Annotated in this window: 11 protein-coding genes; 3 read left to right on the forward strand and 8 right to left on the reverse strand. The window is 70.0% G+C overall.

All coding sequences use genetic code 11. The features are described from left to right. Positions 1 to 29: 29 nt before the first annotated feature. Positions 30 to 1,094 (forward strand): PucR family transcriptional regulator, encoded by a 1,065-nt coding sequence (locus ACFQO7_RS33695; RefSeq protein ID WP_376810175.1) that lies wholly within the window; start codon positions 30 to 32, stop codon positions 1,092 to 1,094. A gap of 207 nt (positions 1,095 to 1,301) precedes the next feature. Beyond that, on the forward strand, positions 1,302 to 2,606 hold the full coding sequence (nhaA, locus tag ACFQO7_RS33700) for a Na+/H+ antiporter NhaA (protein ID WP_376810185.1): 1,305 nt from the start codon (positions 1,302 to 1,304) through the stop codon (positions 2,604 to 2,606). 142 nt (positions 2,607 to 2,748) lie between these two features. Here nhaA and ACFQO7_RS33705 read toward each other — a convergent pair whose 3' ends face one another. The 4 genes from ACFQO7_RS33705 to ACFQO7_RS33720 all read right to left on the reverse strand — a co-directional run bounded on the left by ACFQO7_RS33705 (position 2,749) and on the right by ACFQO7_RS33720 (position 5,041). Then, positions 2,749 to 3,735, reverse strand: a complete 987-nt coding sequence (locus ACFQO7_RS33705) for a DUF389 domain-containing protein (RefSeq protein WP_376810176.1) — start codon at positions 3,733 to 3,735, stop codon at positions 2,749 to 2,751. 144 nt (positions 3,736 to 3,879) lie between these two features. Continuing rightward, on the reverse strand, positions 3,880 to 4,398 hold the full coding sequence (locus ACFQO7_RS33710; RefSeq protein ID WP_376810177.1) for a hypothetical protein: 519 nt from the start codon (positions 4,396 to 4,398) through the stop codon (positions 3,880 to 3,882). Continuing rightward, positions 4,398 to 4,853, reverse strand: a complete 456-nt coding sequence (locus ACFQO7_RS33715) for a DUF4118 domain-containing protein (protein ID WP_376810178.1) — start codon at positions 4,851 to 4,853, stop codon at positions 4,398 to 4,400. Before ACFQO7_RS33715 ends, ACFQO7_RS33710 begins: the two co-directional genes overlap by 1 nt. Before the next feature lie 35 nt (positions 4,854 to 4,888). Next, complete coding sequence (locus ACFQO7_RS33720) at positions 4,889 to 5,041, reverse strand: hypothetical protein (protein ID WP_376810179.1); 153 nt, start codon at positions 5,039 to 5,041, stop codon at positions 4,889 to 4,891. Between the two features lie 317 nt (positions 5,042 to 5,358). On the opposite strand from ACFQO7_RS33720, the gene ACFQO7_RS33725 reads away from it, so the two are divergent. Continuing rightward, entirely contained in the window at positions 5,359 to 6,324 is a 966-nt protein-coding gene (locus tag ACFQO7_RS33725; protein WP_376810180.1) for a chitosanase, read from the forward strand. A 10-nt stretch (positions 6,325 to 6,334) separates the two neighbouring features. On the opposite strand, the gene ACFQO7_RS33730 is transcribed toward ACFQO7_RS33725, so the two are convergent. From ACFQO7_RS33730 to ACFQO7_RS33745, 4 genes are all read right to left on the reverse strand, one after another. After that, positions 6,335 to 6,847 (reverse strand): hypothetical protein, encoded by a 513-nt coding sequence (locus ACFQO7_RS33730; protein ID WP_376810181.1) that lies wholly within the window; start codon positions 6,845 to 6,847, stop codon positions 6,335 to 6,337. 411 nt (positions 6,848 to 7,258) lie between these two features. Continuing rightward, positions 7,259 to 7,693 carry a hypothetical protein gene (locus tag ACFQO7_RS33735; protein WP_376810182.1) on the reverse strand — a complete coding sequence of 145 codons (435 nt, stop codon included), beginning with the start codon at positions 7,691 to 7,693 and terminating at the stop codon, positions 7,259 to 7,261. A gap of 11 nt (positions 7,694 to 7,704) precedes the next feature. Continuing rightward, positions 7,705 to 14,451, reverse strand: coding sequence for a polymorphic toxin-type HINT domain-containing protein (locus tag ACFQO7_RS33740; protein WP_376810183.1), 6,747 nt, complete (start codon positions 14,449 to 14,451; stop codon positions 7,705 to 7,707). Positions 14,452 to 15,072: 621 nt separating this feature from the next. Then, positions 15,073 to 15,915 carry a hypothetical protein gene (locus tag ACFQO7_RS33745; RefSeq protein ID WP_376810184.1) on the reverse strand — a complete coding sequence of 281 codons (843 nt, stop codon included), beginning with the start codon at positions 15,913 to 15,915 and terminating at the stop codon, positions 15,073 to 15,075. Positions 15,916 to 16,028: the final 113 nt, after the last annotated feature.

Here is a 16,028-nt window from a genome sequence, read left to right on the forward strand (position 1 = left end):
CGCTGTCCGCCCACCCCGAGGACCCGGACATGACCGAGGAAAGCACCTGGCTGGCCGGCGCCTGCGCGGCGCTGCTCGACGACGCGGCCACCCCGCAGGCATCCGCCGACCGGCGCGCGGCCGTCGCCGCCACCGCGCTCGGCGCGCGCGCCGCGGCCGCGTCGATCACGATCGCCACCGCCCTGGACACACTGCTGGCCGTCGCCGAGCAGCGATGGGCCGCCGGTGGCCTGACGAGCGCACCCGGCGAACCCGGCGCGCTGCTGTCGCGGCTGCGTACGGCCGTCGCGGGCGTCCTGGACGGCTACCACGGCAGCGCCCGCGACGAAGCGGATCTCCGCGAGACCGAACGCGCCGCGTTCGTCGACGACCTGCTGGCGACCCACCCCGATCCGGGCAGCCTGGCCGCCCGCGCCCAGCGCTACGGGATCCGCCTGTCCGGGCAGCACATGGTCATCGTCGCCCGCGCGCCGGGGCTTCCGCCGTCGGCCGTGCACGCCGTCGACGACGCGCTGGCCGCCCGGTTCGGCGCCGCCAACATCCTCACCAGCTCCCGTGACGGGCAGCTGATCTGCGTCTGCGCCGGCGGGCTGCGCGGCGTGCCCGCCGAACTGGCCCGGCACCTGCATCCGCACCTGCCCGCCGGCGCCTGGCAGATCGCCGTCGGGCGCACCCATCCCGGCCTGGCCGGGCTGGCCACGTCGCTGGACGAGGCCCGCAACGCCCTGTACCTGGCCGACCGGCTCGGGTTCACGACCCCGGTCCTGCACGCCGCCGACCTGCTGGTCTTCCCGGTGCTGCTGCGCGACCGCGACGCGATCACCGACCTGGTCGCCACCGTGCTCGGCCCGCTCACCGCGGCCCGCGGCGGCGCCCAGCCGTATCTGGACACCCTGGCCGTGCTGTTCGACAACGAGGGCAACCACACCGCGACCGCCCGGCAGCTGCACATCAGCGTGCGCGCCGTCACCTACCGCCTCGACCGTGTCCACGCCCTGACCGGCTACCACCCCGGCGAACCCACCCAGCGGTTCACCCTGCACACCGCTGTGCTGGGCGCACGGCTGATCGGCTGGCCGCAGGACGTCGGCTGACGCGGCGCCGCGACCCTGAGCACGGTCCCAGGCGCGACAGCACCCGCACCTGCGACAGGGCACGCAGGCTCGTGACGGCCGGCCGGATCAGCCCGCTGCCGCTCACTCCCTGGCCGGGGTGAAGATCCACCGGGTAGGCTGGTGTCAGGTGCGCCGGGAAGTCTGGTCGGCAGATGATGTCCGACCGACCCCTGGAGCCGGCCGATGATGCGACACACCCGCAACAAAGTGATCTTCGGGCGAGGCTCCCGGGCCGAGAACCGGCGTCTCGGCGACATTCTGCGGCTGGAGACCGTCGGCGGCGCATTACTGCTGGTTGCGGCCGTCGTGGCTCTGGTCTGGGCGAACTCGCCCTGGGCAGCCGCATACCAGCAGCTGCGGGAGTTCGAGATCGGGCCCGCCGCGCTGCACCTGCGGCTGCCGTTGGGCATCTGGGCCGCCGACGGGCTGCTGGCGGTCTTCTTCTTCGTCGCCGGGCTCGAACTGAAACGCGAGTTCGTGGCGGGCGACCTGCGCGAGCCGGCCCGCGCCGCCGTGCCGGTGGCCGCGGCGGCCGGCGGCGTGCTGGTGCCCGCGCTGATCTACGCGGCGATCAACCACGGCGACGGCGCGGCCGCGCAGGGCTGGGCGATCCCGACCGCCACCGACATCGCGTTCGCGCTGGCCGTGCTCGCGGTCGTGGGCCGCAACCTGCCGACCGCGCTGCGCAAGTTCCTGCTCACCCTGGCCGTCGTCGACGACCTGATCGCCATCGTCATCATCGCCGTGTTCTACACGCAGACACTGCACCCGCTGCCGCTGGTCGCTGCGCTGGTGCCGCTGGCCGGGTTCGGGTGGGCGGTGCAGCGCCGGATCCGCTCGCCGTGGCTGCTGGTTCCGCTGGCAGCGGCGACCTGGACGCTGGTGCACGCCTCCGGGGTGCACGCCACGGTCGCCGGGGTGCTGCTGGCGTTCACCGTGCCGGTGCTGCCGCGCCGCCGCGAGCGGGCCGAGGCCGGCACCGGGCTGGCGGAGCGGTTCGAGCACGCGCTGCGGCCGCTGTCGGCCGGGGTCGCGGTCCCGGTGTTCGCGCTGATGAGCGCGGGCGTGGCGATCGGCGGCCCGGCCGGGCTGGCCGAGGCGTTGACGCAGCGGGTCTCGGTCGGCATCGTCGCCGGGCTGGTCGTCGGCAAGTTCGTCGGCGTGGTGGCCGCGACCTGGCTGGTGGCCCGGTTCACCGCGGCCCGCCTAGACGACGGGCTGTCCTGGGCGGACGTCTGCGGGCTGGCGATGCTCACCGGCATGGGTTTCACGGTCTCGCTGCTGATCACCGAGCTGTCGTTCGGACCCGCGACCGCGCTGGCCACCGACGCGACGATCGCGGTGCTCGCCGGGTCGCTGGCCGCGGCGGTGCCGGCGGCGGTGGTGCTGCGGATGCGTGACCGCGCCTACCGGCGCATCGCCGGCAGCGGGCAGGACGGCGACGACGGCGTACCCGACGTGCTTGCGGCCAGGGCTGCTGCGGACCGGTGAGTAGGCGGCACGCTCGCCCTGAGCACCGACGTCCTGTGGACACCGAGCTCGGGGTGACCTGCCGCAGCCTCCGGCCGGCGGCCACGTCACGCCACCGTACGGCAGCGCCGGACCGCACGGCCAAAACGGGCGCGCGGTGGCGTCAGCGCGCGGCGCCGACAGGCTGCTCGCGTCGGCGGACGGCGCTGAAGGCCCGCAGCCGGGCGGGCGGACGCACCCGCTGCCACCACAGCCGCTGCACGGTCAGTGTCAGCACACCGGCGACCACGATCGCGGCCAGGTTGATCAGCAGTTGCAGCGCCGAGCCCCACGCCTCGTCGGCCACGCCGTAGGCGGCGGCGACAGCGGCGTTCGCCGCGGCGGGCACGGTCGTGACGGAGATCAGGACGCCGATGAGCGCACCCGAGCGGGCGGAGGTCACCGACACCATCCCGGCGATCCCGGCCAGGAAACCCACGATCCACGACAGCGCGTCGGGCCGCCAGATGAAGTCGGTCAGCGGCCGGGCGGCCAGCAGCATCGACCGGTCCACCAGGCCCGCCGCGGTCATCGCCCACGTCGCCGCAGCGGTGACCGCCATCGCCACCGGGAACCCGACCGCCAGCGCCACCGCCGAGCGGCGCAGCAGCGCCGGCCGGCGCTGCACCAGGGCGACACACAGCCCGGCCAGCGGCCCGAACTCCGGCCCGACCACCATCGCACCGACGACGAGGATCGGCTGGTCGAGCAGCACCCCCACCGCGGCGATGACCGTGGCCACGGCCAGCAGCACCAGGTAGGTCGCCGACAGCCGGGTCTCCTGACCGGTGCGGTGCTCGATCTCCTCCCAGACCACCGCGTCCACACCGGTGCCCGGCGTACGCGCGGCCGCCCGGTGCGCGGCGTCGGACAGGGTCACGGACGCATCGTCGATCGTGATCGCGCCCTCGTGGTCGACGCCCAGCTCGCGCAGCTGCTCCAGCACCGCGTTGGCGCCCTCCCGGGCGACGTCGCACAGGACCACGTCCCCGGCGGGCCGCCGGGCCGCACCCGGCAGCACTGCCAGGTGCGCGACCGCGCCGTTGGCGGACAGCGCCTGCACGACGGCGTCGGACAGGTGGGGCGGGATGATCAGGCGAAGGTGCAGCACGGTTCCTCCGTGTGTCGGCGGCCTGCGGACCCTACCGCGCAGCCGGGCTGCCGACAGCGCCGGTCGGCCGTGCCCGCCAGATGCCGCGTCCCTGAACCAGGCTGAGCTGTCTGTCCGTGGTGGAGCATGGCCAGGCGGCCTGCCTCACCGCTGTGCGGCAGCCGTACCCGGCTCGCCGAACGCGGCCACGGCCTGCTCCGGGCCGTCGACGCTCACGGTGAGGGTGCGGCCGGTGCCGAGCAGCAGGCGCAGACCCGGCCCGCGGCGCACGACGTGTCGGGTCTCCTGCGGTGGCAGCAGCCACCACAGCGGATCGCCCGGCGCCGGGCCCGCGTCGACGGTCGAGACCGCGTCGACGGCGGCACGGGGCACCGTGCGGGTGTACAGCGGCAGAGGCCAGCTGCGCACCCGCACCGCGTGCGCGTCGATGCGGACCAGGACCCGCCAGCTGGTCAACGTCCGCAAGGCGAGCGTTGCCGCAGCGTACAGGGCCAGCACCGCGACGGTGATCGCGTAGGCGCTGGTCGGCACGCCGACGCGGGGCACCACCGCGCCGACGAGCACCATGGCCGTGGCGGCCAGTGCCAGGGCCCCGATGAGCAGCAGGCCGGCGGTGCGGGCGCCGTCGGCGGTGCCGTGCCACGTGGACGCGGGCTCGGCCATCAGGCGTCCTTGGCGTACGACGTCGCGAAAGGTCGCGGGGCGTGCTGCGGGTGGGTCGTGGGCCGGCGCGGCGGGTCGTCGGCTCCTGCCTCGTCGGCCGTGTCACGGACCTGGCGCAGCCACCGTTGGCCCAGTCCCAGGCCAAGCGCGACCCCGAACACCGACAGGTTCCACAGGGTCTGCGTGCCGTGGAAGGACAGCTCGCCGTAGCCGTTGACCAGGAATCCGTTGAACAGGCCGAAGCCGATCAGGGTGGTGGCGAGGCTGGCGCGGGTGTCGGCGACCGTGGCGGCGTACACGCCGATCACGGCCGCGACGATGATCATCCGGGCGGTCGGGTCGTCGGCGAGTACAGCGGCCGCGATCGTCGCCGCGGACATGGCCGCCGCACCGACGCCGAGGTTGATGCCGAACGGCGTGGGCTCCTGCGCGGCCGGCCTGGTCGGGTGGGGCATGGTTCCTCCAGGGAAGATGTGCCCGGTACGGGCGGTCAGTCGGCGGCCAGCGCGACAAGCAGTGCCGTGCAGGCGAGCACGGCGAGTTGCAGGATGAGGATCGCGCGGGCGGCGGCCCGGTCGGCCGGGGCCGCGTCCGGGGCTGCTGCGCGGCCGAGGATGTGCCGCCGGGTGTAACGGATGTCCATGTCTACGACGCTGCGCCATGCCCGGCCGGCCCGGAAGGTGCCTTGACGCGTTCCTGATGACGGCGGACGCGAATACGACGTTTTCTTGACGCCGGAGCGGGTCGGCCGTGGTCGGGCGGGCCGCTTGCCGTGGTCGGCCTTGTTCTTGCGGCGGGCGGTCCTCGTGGCGGTGCCCGGCGTGCGCGGCGGTGCCCGCAGACTTGCTGCGGCTGCTTGGCGCACGGCTCGGCGCTGGCTGCGTGGTGTCCGTGGCGCGTGCGCCGCGCAGGGACTACGTTCTGTCGGGCACGCCGGTGACGGTCGACGGAGGGATCCCGATGAGGCGAAACACCCGCGGGGTCTGGACGGTCGCCACGGCGGCAGGCGCGGTAGCGGGAATCGCCGTGCTGGCCGTGCTCGTGATTCCGGACGCGGAGCAGCCGACCGCCCCGGCGGGGCTTGCCGCGACGGCGACCGTGGCGTCGTCACCGGCCACGCAGACGCCTTCGGCGAGCGTCACGGCTGTCGCGTCGCAACGGCCGTCGGGCACGCCGAGCCCGCGGCCCGCGGCTTCCAGGCGGCCCGTCGCCCGGGCCGGGCTCGACGACCCGAAGCTCAAGGACGTCGCGATGCAGCTGGTGTCCAGTGCCGAGAACTCGTCGCTGAACTGGCGGGCCCAGTACCGCTACCTCGAGGACATCGGCGACGGCCGCGGCTACACCGGCGGCATCATCGGTTTCTGCTCCGGCACGGGCGACATGCTGGAGCTTGTCGAGCTGTACAGCCGGCGCAAGCCGTCGAACGCGCTGGCCGGCTACCTTGGCGCGCTGCGCCGCGTCAACGGTTCGCCGTCGCACGCCGGGCTCGACCCGGGTTTCCCCGCAGCGTGGGCGGCCGCAGCCGGCGACAAGGTGTTCCAGCAGGCGCAGAACGAGGTGCGCGATGCGATGTACTTCGACCCGGCCGTCGCGCGGGCCAAGTCCGACGGGCTGCGGGCGCTCGGGCAGTTCATCTACTACGACGCGATCGTGATGCACGGGCCGGGCAACGACCCGGTCAGCTTCGGCGGCATCCGCGCCGCCGCGCTCAAACGTGCCCGGCCTCCGGCGCAGGGCGGCGACGAGACCGCGTACCTGAACGCGTTCCTCGACGCCCGGGTCGCCGCGATGCGGACCGAGTCCGCGCACGAGGACACCAGCCGGGTGGACACCGCGCAGCGGGTGTTCCTCAAGGCCGGCAACTTCGACCTCGCCCTGCCGCTGCGGTGGAAGGTTTACGGCGACGCGTTCAGCATCACCGGCTGAGCGCCGCCGGTCACGTGCGGTCGGGTGCGGCGAGTTCGGCCAGCGCCGCAGCGTCGGCGGCCGACAGGTGGTGCTGCAGCGGCGTGCCGCCGTTGGGCACGCCGTCCTGGTAGCCGCCGCCTACGTCGGTGAACGACGCGGCGTTCCACTTCGCGTAGGCGTACCAGACCTGCATGGTGTCGCGGTCGTTGTCGCTGACGCGGGCGCGCAGCGTCGGCGTCGGCGTCTTGACGTAGGGCCGGTTCGCACCGGTCGCGCACGCCTTGCCGTCCACGGTCAGGCTGTCGGGCTTGCTGGGCCGGGTGTTGTAGGTGACGTGCAGCTTGAAGTCGTTGAGGAAGGAGCGCATGTAGCGCTCGGTGTGCCGGTCGTTGGTGCCCTGCAGGTCCTCGGCCGCGGCCACGCCGACGTAGTAGTAGTCCTGGCCGCCGTCGGCGAACGCCTGCAGGTCGCCGATCAGGGTGCCGCTGCTGACCTCGAACGGCATGTTGGGCTCGCCGCAGTCGGCCTCGTTGGCGTGCACGCTGTTGCTGCCGAGCTTGACCCGCAGCGCCGGACCGGGCCACGCCTGGCGCGGCGTGGCCGAGATGCCGTCGGTGCGGTAGAAGTAGTTCGACCGGTTGTCGCCGCACTTCCAGGTGTGATCGACCCGCCCGGCGATCTTCGCCGACAGGATCTGCCGGCCCTTGGCCTCGCTGACGGTGAACCGCAGGAACGTGCGGTACTGGTGGGTCGAGTCCGGGTCGTTGCCGACCCGCAGCGCGACCGCCGCCGGGTTCGGGTCACCGGACGCGCTCTCGCCGCCGGAGGCAGCGGCTGTCCGCAGACGGTCGGAATCGCCCGGCTTGGAGAGCGCGTTGTCGCGCGCTTCTCCAAGCCGGGCTTCATGTCTGAGTCGTCACCCACTCGGCCCGGAGACGACTCACGAAGGGACTTACCTACCGATGCCGAACTCGGGGGTTTCGAGGTTCACGGTGATCACGACGCCGGAGGTCGAGGTGAAGACCGCGGAACCTGGTTCAGCGGATATGTTCACGAACGGATTGCTGTTTTCGAGATAGACGACCCAGACGAGGCCTTTGCCTGCGTCGAGCCGACCGAAGAAGCCTTCCGATCCGTACGAGCCTTCTCCGCAGACGAGGTAGCCTCCGCCTGCACCGAGATCATGCTCGGCCGTGATGTCGACACTGGTGACGTACTCCGGATCGGCCCGCATGGCGGTCTCCAGCGAGAAGGGCTCCCCCAGGGTGAGTCCGCCGGGCGCGCCCGGATCGATGCGAGCGGTGATCGAGACGCCGTCGGCTCGGTAGAGGGCGTTGCGGATCGGCAGCGTTCCCGCCAACCAGAGATCAACGATCAAGTTCGACACTGTCTCTCCCATCAGCAGGCCTCGGGGCGATCCGGCAGGCCCTGACTCGGCACCACGCCACCAGCCCGCACGTTCCTTGGGTCCCTGAATCGCTCCGCGAACTTCTGCGCCCAAGTCTTGCCGGTCGTCGAGTCAGGGTGCGGATCGGACGGATTGACCCGTTCGACCAGCACCTGTGCGCCTGCCTCACGCGCGGCGTCCAGTCTGCGATTGTCATAACTCACCAGCTGGCCGTCCACTTCCATCACCCTGAGCGGAGAACGAGCCCAGTCCCACGTTCCGGCGCTCATCGCCTCAGCGTAGTTGTTGGATGAGATCGTCCGCTGCGAGAAGTTGATGTCGTTCGGATCGATCCACTCGCCGTCGTTGTGGACCAGCACTGCGGTCTTACCAGCGAGTACGTAGTAGGTGTGAAGGCCGGCGACGGTGAGGTTGTGCATCGCCTTGGTGCCGAGGTAGTTCCTCACCTCGACGACCCGGATGGACCCTCCGAGGTAGCCGTGCAGGTCCTCGTCTGCCCGCAGTTCTGCGGCCGGCACCCAGTCGCGTCGGGTCGTCGACCAGAACGGGTGTTCCCAGGTGGTGTCGATGACGTACCGGGCACCGGTGCCGTCGACGACCGTGACGAGGGTCAGCTGCCGATCCTGGTTGAGGTGGAGTTGAGTCACCTCTCTCGCCTCGGTGACGCCGGTCAGCGGGTCGGTGGCGATCACCTTGTCCCCGACGTTGACGTCCTTGATCTTCTTGGTGGTGCCGTCGGCGAGCAGCACTTCGGTGTTCGGATCGAAGCTGTTGCACTTACACTTCTTGCAGGGTGGCCCCCCGCCGTCCGGGGTCTTGGGCGTCTCCGGTTTCGGCGTCCCTCCTGGGGTGTCCGGCTTGTTGGGAGTGTTCGGGGTATCCGGGTTCTTCTTCCCGTTCCCGGTGATCCCATCGATGATCTCGTCGCACTTCTTGACGCACTTCTTGGCCGCCAGCCCTGCCCACGGGATGAATCCGGCGACACTGGCGATCGCACAGCCCCACGTCGGGTTCTGAGCACATTCGTAGGCGTCGACGGCATCGTTGAACTGCGAGAAGCCCGGCAGGGAGTCCATGATGATCTCACCGACGAGGTTCGGGTTCTCCGGCTCGCACCCCGTCCAGGGGCAAGTGCCGGTCTGCAGCAGCGCGATCACTCCGGCGTAGCTGACGCAGTCGCCCGGTTCGAGGCAGTAGGTGAGCCCGCTCGGGTCGCTGAACGTGGTCGGGTTGTTGTTGCTGTAGCTGTAGCCGTTCCACTGCTGCGGGTCGCCCAGATCCATGATCGGGTCGACACTGATGAATCGGCCGGTGGTGGCGTCGTATTCACGGGCGCCCAGGTGGGTGAGGCCGGTGGTGGGATCCTGCGTGCCGCCGATGAAGCCCTTCTGATTCGGCCAGGTGGCAGGCGGAGTGCCGCGCCCGGTGCCGTAGGGGGTGGTGCGTCGCCAGGTGATCGCACCTGTGGCTGCGTTGACGGTGCTCCCGGCGGTGCCGTGGTGGTCCGCGGCGTGGAAGTACACCCCGCCGGTGGTCCTGGTCGCGACGGTCTGACCCGCGAACGTGTAGTACCGCGTGCCGCTGACGGCGGTGCCGGACAGCGCCAGTTCCATGCCGGGCAGGTACAGGGTCGTGAGGCCGCCCGGTTGCTTACGGACGATGCGGTTGCCGTCGGCGTCGTAGATGTAGCTGGTGGCCTGCCCTCCGTCGGGCGTGCTGGTGTCCAGGTGCCCTTCGGGATCCCAGGTCAGGCTCTGATGTGCGACGGAACTGCCCGGCGTGCACGTGTTGCTGGTGCTGCCGTTCGGTCGGCAGATGGTGTTGCCGGCCTCGTCGTACCGGTAGGTGTAGGTCTTGTTGCCGTTCGGGCCAGCTTCGTCGACCCGGGTGAGGGTGTGGGGTTGGTTCTGGCCCTGGCCGTCGGCCGGGTTGCTGTAGTCACGGACGGTGTCCTGGCCGCCGGTTGTCGAGTGGACGGTCTCGATGTCACGGAGGCCGGTCTTCTCGAACGTCCAGGAGTGGTGGTAGGGCGCGGGCCCGCTGACGCCGGTTGCCGAGACACCTTGCTGGCACGTGGCCGAGGTGTTGTCGTGCGCCCATGCCTCGGTGAGCCGCCGCAGGTGGTCGTAGCCGAAGCACTGGATGTCGGTCTGACCACCCGAAGGGGTGTCCGCGATCGACATGACATTGCCGGCGTCGTCGTAATCGTAGTGGGCGTCTCGGTCGACGAACGCGATGTTCTGCCGGTCCAGCCGGGATCGGGTGAGCCGGTTGGTGCCACGCTCGTACTCGTAGCTGAGCCAGGTCTTCGTGCCGGTTCCGGTGTACAACTCGACGCCGAGCAGCTCACCGAGGTTGCCGTAGCGGGTGCCCGCGGCGGTCACGTAGGTCGAGCTGCCGGTGACCGCGGTCGGGCGCAGCAGGTTGTCGTAGCTGACGGCGACCGCTTCCGCCGCCAGGCCGCCGGCGGCCGGGAAGCCCACCGACTGAATCGTGCCGTCGGTGTTGTAGCCGGTGGTGAACTCGTAGTTCAAGCCGAGCTGCGTGCCGACGCCACCCGACGGGAAGCTGTAGCGGACCTTGGTGGGCCGGTACTGGCTGTCGCGGGTCAGGTTGATCGTGTAGTAGCTCTGCCCACCGACGATGCGCTGGCTGTAGTGCAGCTGGCCCTTGTTGCCGGTGTTGTCGTAGACCCACGCCGCTCGTTTCGTGCCCGTGCCGACGTCACCCTGCCAGGTCTCGGTCTTGCGGCCCAGAGCGTCGTACTTGTTCGAGATCTTGATGTTGCGGGCGTCGGTGATCGACGTCAGATCCCCGGACGTGTTGTAGGTGTACTGGGTGTCACCGACGTCGGGGTCCTTGGCGAGCGTCTGGTGGTTGCGCTGGTTGTAGTCGTAGTCCCAGATGTTGCCCGCCGGGTCGGTGATCGTGTCCAGGGATCCGGTCGGGGTATAGGTGTAGTGGGTGACATCGGCCGGTCCGGTGGGGCTGCTGCCTTCGTACTGGTGCAGCTCGATGGTCCGCCCCCGGGCGTCGGTGACCCGTGTGGTCGGCACACCCCCGTCCGGCGGGTCGATGTGCACCCGGTCGCCTTCGTGGGTGGCCGTGGTCACCCAGCGGGCGTCGCCGGCGACGGAGAACGTCTCCGTGACAGCTCGTCCGGCCTGGTCGTAAGTGAGGGTGCTCTGACCGTTCACCGCCCCTTCGGGCGTGATGATCGGAGCGTCCCCGGCGACTCCCGACGCGAGGTACGAGCCGTTGATCTTGTAGGCCTTCCCGCTGCCGTTGTGGAACGTGTCGGTCAGCAGCCAGCCACCGGGGCCTGGGGTCTGCGTCTGACGCGGGCGCATCATTCCGTCGAACAGTTCGTGGGTGGCCCGGTAGGTGCCGTCGTTGTTGATCTCTTCTGTGGTGACCGCGGTGGTCTTGGTGTTACGCAGCGCGTACGTGTACTTGATGCTCGGGGTGGCGCCCTGCGCTTTGTCGCGGTCGGCGAGCCACACGCCGGTGAGGCGACCGAACGCGTCGTAGACCAGGTCGGTGCGCTTGAGGTTCGCGTCGATGACTGCGGTCGGCACGGCATAGGCAGGGTCGACAACGGTCGTGGCGAGGTGACCGAGAGCGTTGGTCACCTTGACCTGCGTGGTGAGCCCGTAGGTGTCGGTGTACTCGGTGGAGGTCGCGTACGGCCGTGACTCAGCGATGGCGCGCGCGTCTTTGACGGTCAGAGCGCGACCGAAGTCGTCGACGGCGGTGGTCTCGGAGTCGATCACATAGCGGACGGCGGTGCCGTCGAACCTGTCGAGGGATTCACTGCGGGTAGCGGTTCCCTCGGTCGGCGCGCTGTTCCAGGCCAGCAGGTCGTAGCTCTTGCGCGTGTCGGCGATCAGCTTGGTGGCCAGATTCGGGTTGGCCACCCCGCAGTTGACCGACACGGTCCAGGTCCGTGACACATAGGCGTACATGTACTTGGCAGGATCGGTGTTGTCGACATACGCGGTGCGGGTGCATCTGTCGTCGCCGTCCTTGCCGGCGCCGACCTCGCCGAGGTCGTCGACCTGGGTTACCCGGCCCCACGTCGTGTCGTAGCCGGTGACGGATTTGGTCTCGCGCCATACCGGGGTGCCGGACGGGCTGTCCGGAAGGGCCGTCAGGTTACGCGCCACGTCAGTGCGCACTAACGCGGCCGTGTTGCTACCCCACGTCTCCGTCTGAGTGTGGGTGACGTGCCGCCACGGCTGGTTGATCGCCTTCGACACGACATCCGCGCCGTTGTAGACGATCGTTTCCAGCAGGTGCCCGGACCACTGGTCGTGGTCGGTGTAGCTGGTGCCGGTGGAGTCGGTGCGGTTGACCGCCGGTCTCGTGCCGTCCGGCTGCTTGGCGCCGGACATGCCGCGCAGGAAGAAGTTGTCGACGCGGCCGGGCATCGCCTGGCCGTTGCCGGTCCGGACGGTGACCTGCTGGTATCCGCGCCACTCCGACCAGGTCAGGTCCTCGGTCTTGGTGATGCCGTCCGGCTCCTTCTTGCGCCAGGCCGGGGCGCCGACGTATTCGTACGCGGTGACCATGTCGTCGTTACTGGTCACCAGGTCGTCTTCGACGACGTTGTCCACGACGTACTTGTGGAACCAGTCGGTGACCTTGTCCTCTTCCTCGCCGCCCAGCTGGTTCCAGATGACCGGGAAGCATCGCATGGTGGACTCACCAGGCGTGGGCAGGTTGTTCTTGGTGCAGTCCGGCGTCTTGTAGTTGATCGTGATCTGCGCTCCGCTGTCGGTCTTGACCGTGGCCAGGCGGTAGCGGATCAGCGGTCCGATGTTGTCGCCGTCCTTGACGATCCGGTTCGGCAACTGCACCCCATCGAGCTCGATGGCCGGCAGAGTGACGTCGGTGCCGCCCCAGTGCCCGATGTGGGTGATCTTCTTCAACCACAGCGTGCGAGATGCGTCGTCGTTGGCCTTGAAATCGTGCTCCAAGGCCCACGACTCGACCGGGAGCCAACTGGTCGCGCCGCGCACCTGCGTTTCGATCTTGGTGAGGCGCTTGCGGGTGAAGAACGTCGGTGCCGCCTGAGTGAACTCACAGTGGGTGCCGGCCTGGCAGATCAGGTCCTCGGGCACGTCGGGCCACGACGCCGCCGTCTCTTCGCTGAGGTCCTGCGGGTCGCAGTCGACCCCGTCGCCGGGGATGCACCGCTCGACGGTGGAGAACACGACCCTGGCCGGGGCGTCGGTGGTGTAGACCTGGTTGTGGCGCTGACCGTAGTCGATCCGGGCCAGGTGACCGCCGCGGTGGTACGGAATGCCGTCGACATCGGTCTTTCCGCCACGGGCGAAGTAGTTGGTCTCGCGGTCGTAGAAGTAGGAGATGACGTTGCCACGCGGGTCGATGACGTAGTCGAGGTTCCACCGCCACGCCTGGTCACAGTGCGAGTCGTCGAAACCGGAGGACTTGTTGCACGGCTCATTGGCGTCATCGCCGTAGACCGGAACCGTCCACGCCGACTCGGTCTCCTCCTTGCCCGTACTCCAGCCGGGCAGCCGGTTCTTGCCGAAGAAGTACTGGGTGCCGTCGGTGGTGGTCACCTTCCAGTACTCACCGTCGTTGTCACCGTTGGCGGCGCCGGTGAACCGCTCGATCCTCGATCCATCGTCATTGGACAGCTTCCAGGTGTTGCCACCCGCGTCGAGCTTCACCAGGGAACCGGACCGCCCCGCAAGGACCATCGTGCCGTTCGGGAACGCCCAGCACTGATCCGCCGAGGTGTCATGCCCGTCGTCCTTGCACGGCTTGTACCGCCGTTCGATGAACCCGGGCCGGTAGCTGAAACCCTCACCGATCCAAGAGCTTTGATTGTTCGTACCGGCGGTGCGCCCGTCCACTGCCTGCGACGAGTAGGCGAGAGCGATCTGCGGCCCGAGGCCGCTCGGCGTGGCAGGCGTGCGGATCGGATAATTCCACGTGAACCCGCCCGAGGAGAGCTGCGTCTGCCAGGTGGACGACGGGGCCAACTCGGTTGCCTTGAAGTCACCCTGCGCGGACGACTGTCCGCCCGTCATCGCGAACACCACCGGCGCCGCGTCGCCGCCGCTGACGTCGAATTCCGCGCTGACCGTCTGGGTCTTCGTGTCGTTGACCGTCCGCAGCACCCGCTGCGCCTGGCAGTGCGGCTGATCGGGCGTGCTCGCCGCGCACCCGGACAAGGCGACCAGACGCAGCCGAGCGCCGAAGTCACCACCGCGGGCGTGGGCGAAACCCTGGTATCCGATCTGCACCTTGACGGTGCCGGCGGTGGTGGCGCCGTCGGTGCGATGCAGGGTGAACATCGGCCCGTTCACCCCGGCCCTGACGGAGGCGCCGCGGTCGAGCACCTGCAGCTTGACCCGGTCGACTGTGTCAGCCGCCTGCCGAATGCGCGCCAGAGCGCCGGTCGGGGCGGGAGTCACGGTGACCGGCATACTGCTCAGGGCCACCGTCTTGCCGTCCGCCGCCACCTCAATCGCACCGGCGGCGGGCCAGGTGGCCTGGTCGGCACGCCTCATCGTCTTGCCCGCCGACGGATCGGCCTTCGGCGCCTCGGACTTCCACCCGGTGCCCTTGGCCGGCGCCGGCTGCGCCGGGATGTCCGGCCTGCCAGGCGGTGCCGCGGCCGACTCCGGCACCTGCACCAGGCCGACCGCCAACACCGCGACCAGCCCGACCAACAGCCGCCGCCCGGCCCACGACCGGGCCATGCGGGTTCTCACTGCACGACGTGCAGACATCATCGCCACCACCGACTACGAAAGAGTTGTCAGAACTGCAGGACCGTGGAGGTTGCGAAGGGTTCAGCAACCGCGGAAACGCGTACGCACTCCAAGGCCTCGCCGGGCGTGCGGCGAGTCGGTCGACTTCTGGACACGGACGAACCCCGCATGACCCACCCCCCCCGCAACGTTTGGAGCCGCACACTAACCCGAACGGGCGAGCCGCGTGGTACCCCTGCGGCGCTCCACCATGACGCCCGGCGATCCTGCACTCAACTCAGTCGATGACGGATGCTTTCCGGCTTCGGCAGATCACTCTGAGTGACCCCGTTGGCGACAGCCAAAACAGCGGCGATCGCGTCGACATGTGATCTTCTTTACAGGTCGACAGCGTGGATGGCGCAAGGCCGCACGTCGCATTGCGCACCGTCGGGCTGGCCGGATTCGCACGGACAACCCCTTGGCCCCCAGGGCTCTGTGCCATCCGATCGCTCTTTGCCGCGCAGCTCTTGACCCGTCTCCGTGGTCAGCATGTTCGCTCAAGATCGACGGTTTGCCCCGCCAGGGCAACGCCGCTCAGTGTCAAGTTCTGCCGCGATCGCCAACCGGCTACGAGCGGGCGTCTTCCAACACCATCGATGCGAAGGGCAGCAGCGGCAGCGGCTTGGGCCTGCCCGGCGGCAGCACGGGCCGCAGCATCTGCCACACGCGCCGGGCCGCGCCCTCGTCATAGTCCACCGGAGAGTGCGTAGCCTGCAGGAGCAGCGCCGGGCCGGCCATTCTGACCGCGGCGAAGGCACCGGACTCCCGGACGGCGTCGACGCCGCCCAGCCGGCCGATCAGCGCAGAAGGGCACAGTGTCACCCACTCGTACCCCCGCAGAAGCCGGGTGGCCTCACCCGCCGAGTCCGCGGCGTCCCTGCGCAGCAGCACGTCCAGGCGGGTCCGCGGCGGATACTGCGGATGCAGCGTCGCCACCTGCCCATACGTGGTCGCGGCCGTCACGTTGTCGTGCAGCAGCTCGACCAGCGCCTGACCGAGCCGCGCCGCGTCGACCTGCTGGGTGAAGTAGCCGATCGTCACCTGTAGAAGCGCCTGCCCGCCGTCGTCCGCGAACCGCTGGAGCGTGATGCGGACGTCGCGCAGCGCGGGGTCGCGCTCGTCGAGCCAGAGGTACGCGAACACCGACTCGGCATTCTCGTCGAGCATGTCGACGGCCGCCGCCGGACTTGCATTCTCCGCGGAAGCGTCACGTGCGCCGCCCGCCACGGTGCGCCCGAGCATCCACTCATGCGCGAACGCGCCGCCGAAGAGTTCGACAGCCAGCCCGGTGACCGACGACACCCAGGCGGCGAACCCCGCACGGAGAGCCCTCACGTCGGCGCACCGAACATACATGTCTACCGAGATCACCTCGAAAGGGCGAAGGTCGACACCGTCGTCGTATGCCAATGGACGCCTCTTCCGGTCCAGCCGAACAATTGCAGGAAGCCTACATGCGGGCGATCGCGGTCATCACGACCCGCACGCGGGGAGCGGCCGTGAGCCCCACCGGGCTCACGGCC

It is taken from the genome of Catellatospora aurea (genome assembly GCF_042663325.1).
GTDB classification, from domain to species: Bacteria; Actinomycetota; Actinomycetes; order Mycobacteriales; family Micromonosporaceae; genus Catellatospora; species Catellatospora aurea.

Excerpts from the sequence above, each read along its gene's own strand:
- ACFQO7_RS33740 (WP_376810183.1), bottom strand. The coding sequence starts at position 14,451 with ATGGCCCGGTCGTGGGCCGGGCGGCGGCTGTTGGTCGGGCTGGTCGCG.
- ACFQO7_RS33725 (WP_376810180.1), top strand. The coding sequence starts at position 5,359 with ATGAGGCGAAACACCCGCGGGGTCTGGACGGTCGCCACGGCGGCAGGC.
- nhaA (WP_376810185.1), top strand. The coding sequence starts at position 1,302 with ATGCGACACACCCGCAACAAAGTGATCTTCGGGCGAGGCTCCCGGGCC.
- ACFQO7_RS33720 (WP_376810179.1), bottom strand. The coding sequence starts at position 5,041 with ATGGACATCCGTTACACCCGGCGGCACATCCTCGGCCGCGCAGCAGCC.
- ACFQO7_RS33695 (WP_376810175.1), top strand. The coding sequence starts at position 30 with ATGACCGAGGAAAGCACCTGGCTGGCCGGCGCCTGCGCGGCGCTGCTC.
- ACFQO7_RS33715 (WP_376810178.1), bottom strand. The coding sequence starts at position 4,853 with ATGCCCCACCCGACCAGGCCGGCCGCGCAGGAGCCCACGCCGTTCGGC.
- ACFQO7_RS33710 (WP_376810177.1), bottom strand. The coding sequence starts at position 4,398 with ATGGCCGAGCCCGCGTCCACGTGGCACGGCACCGCCGACGGCGCCCGC.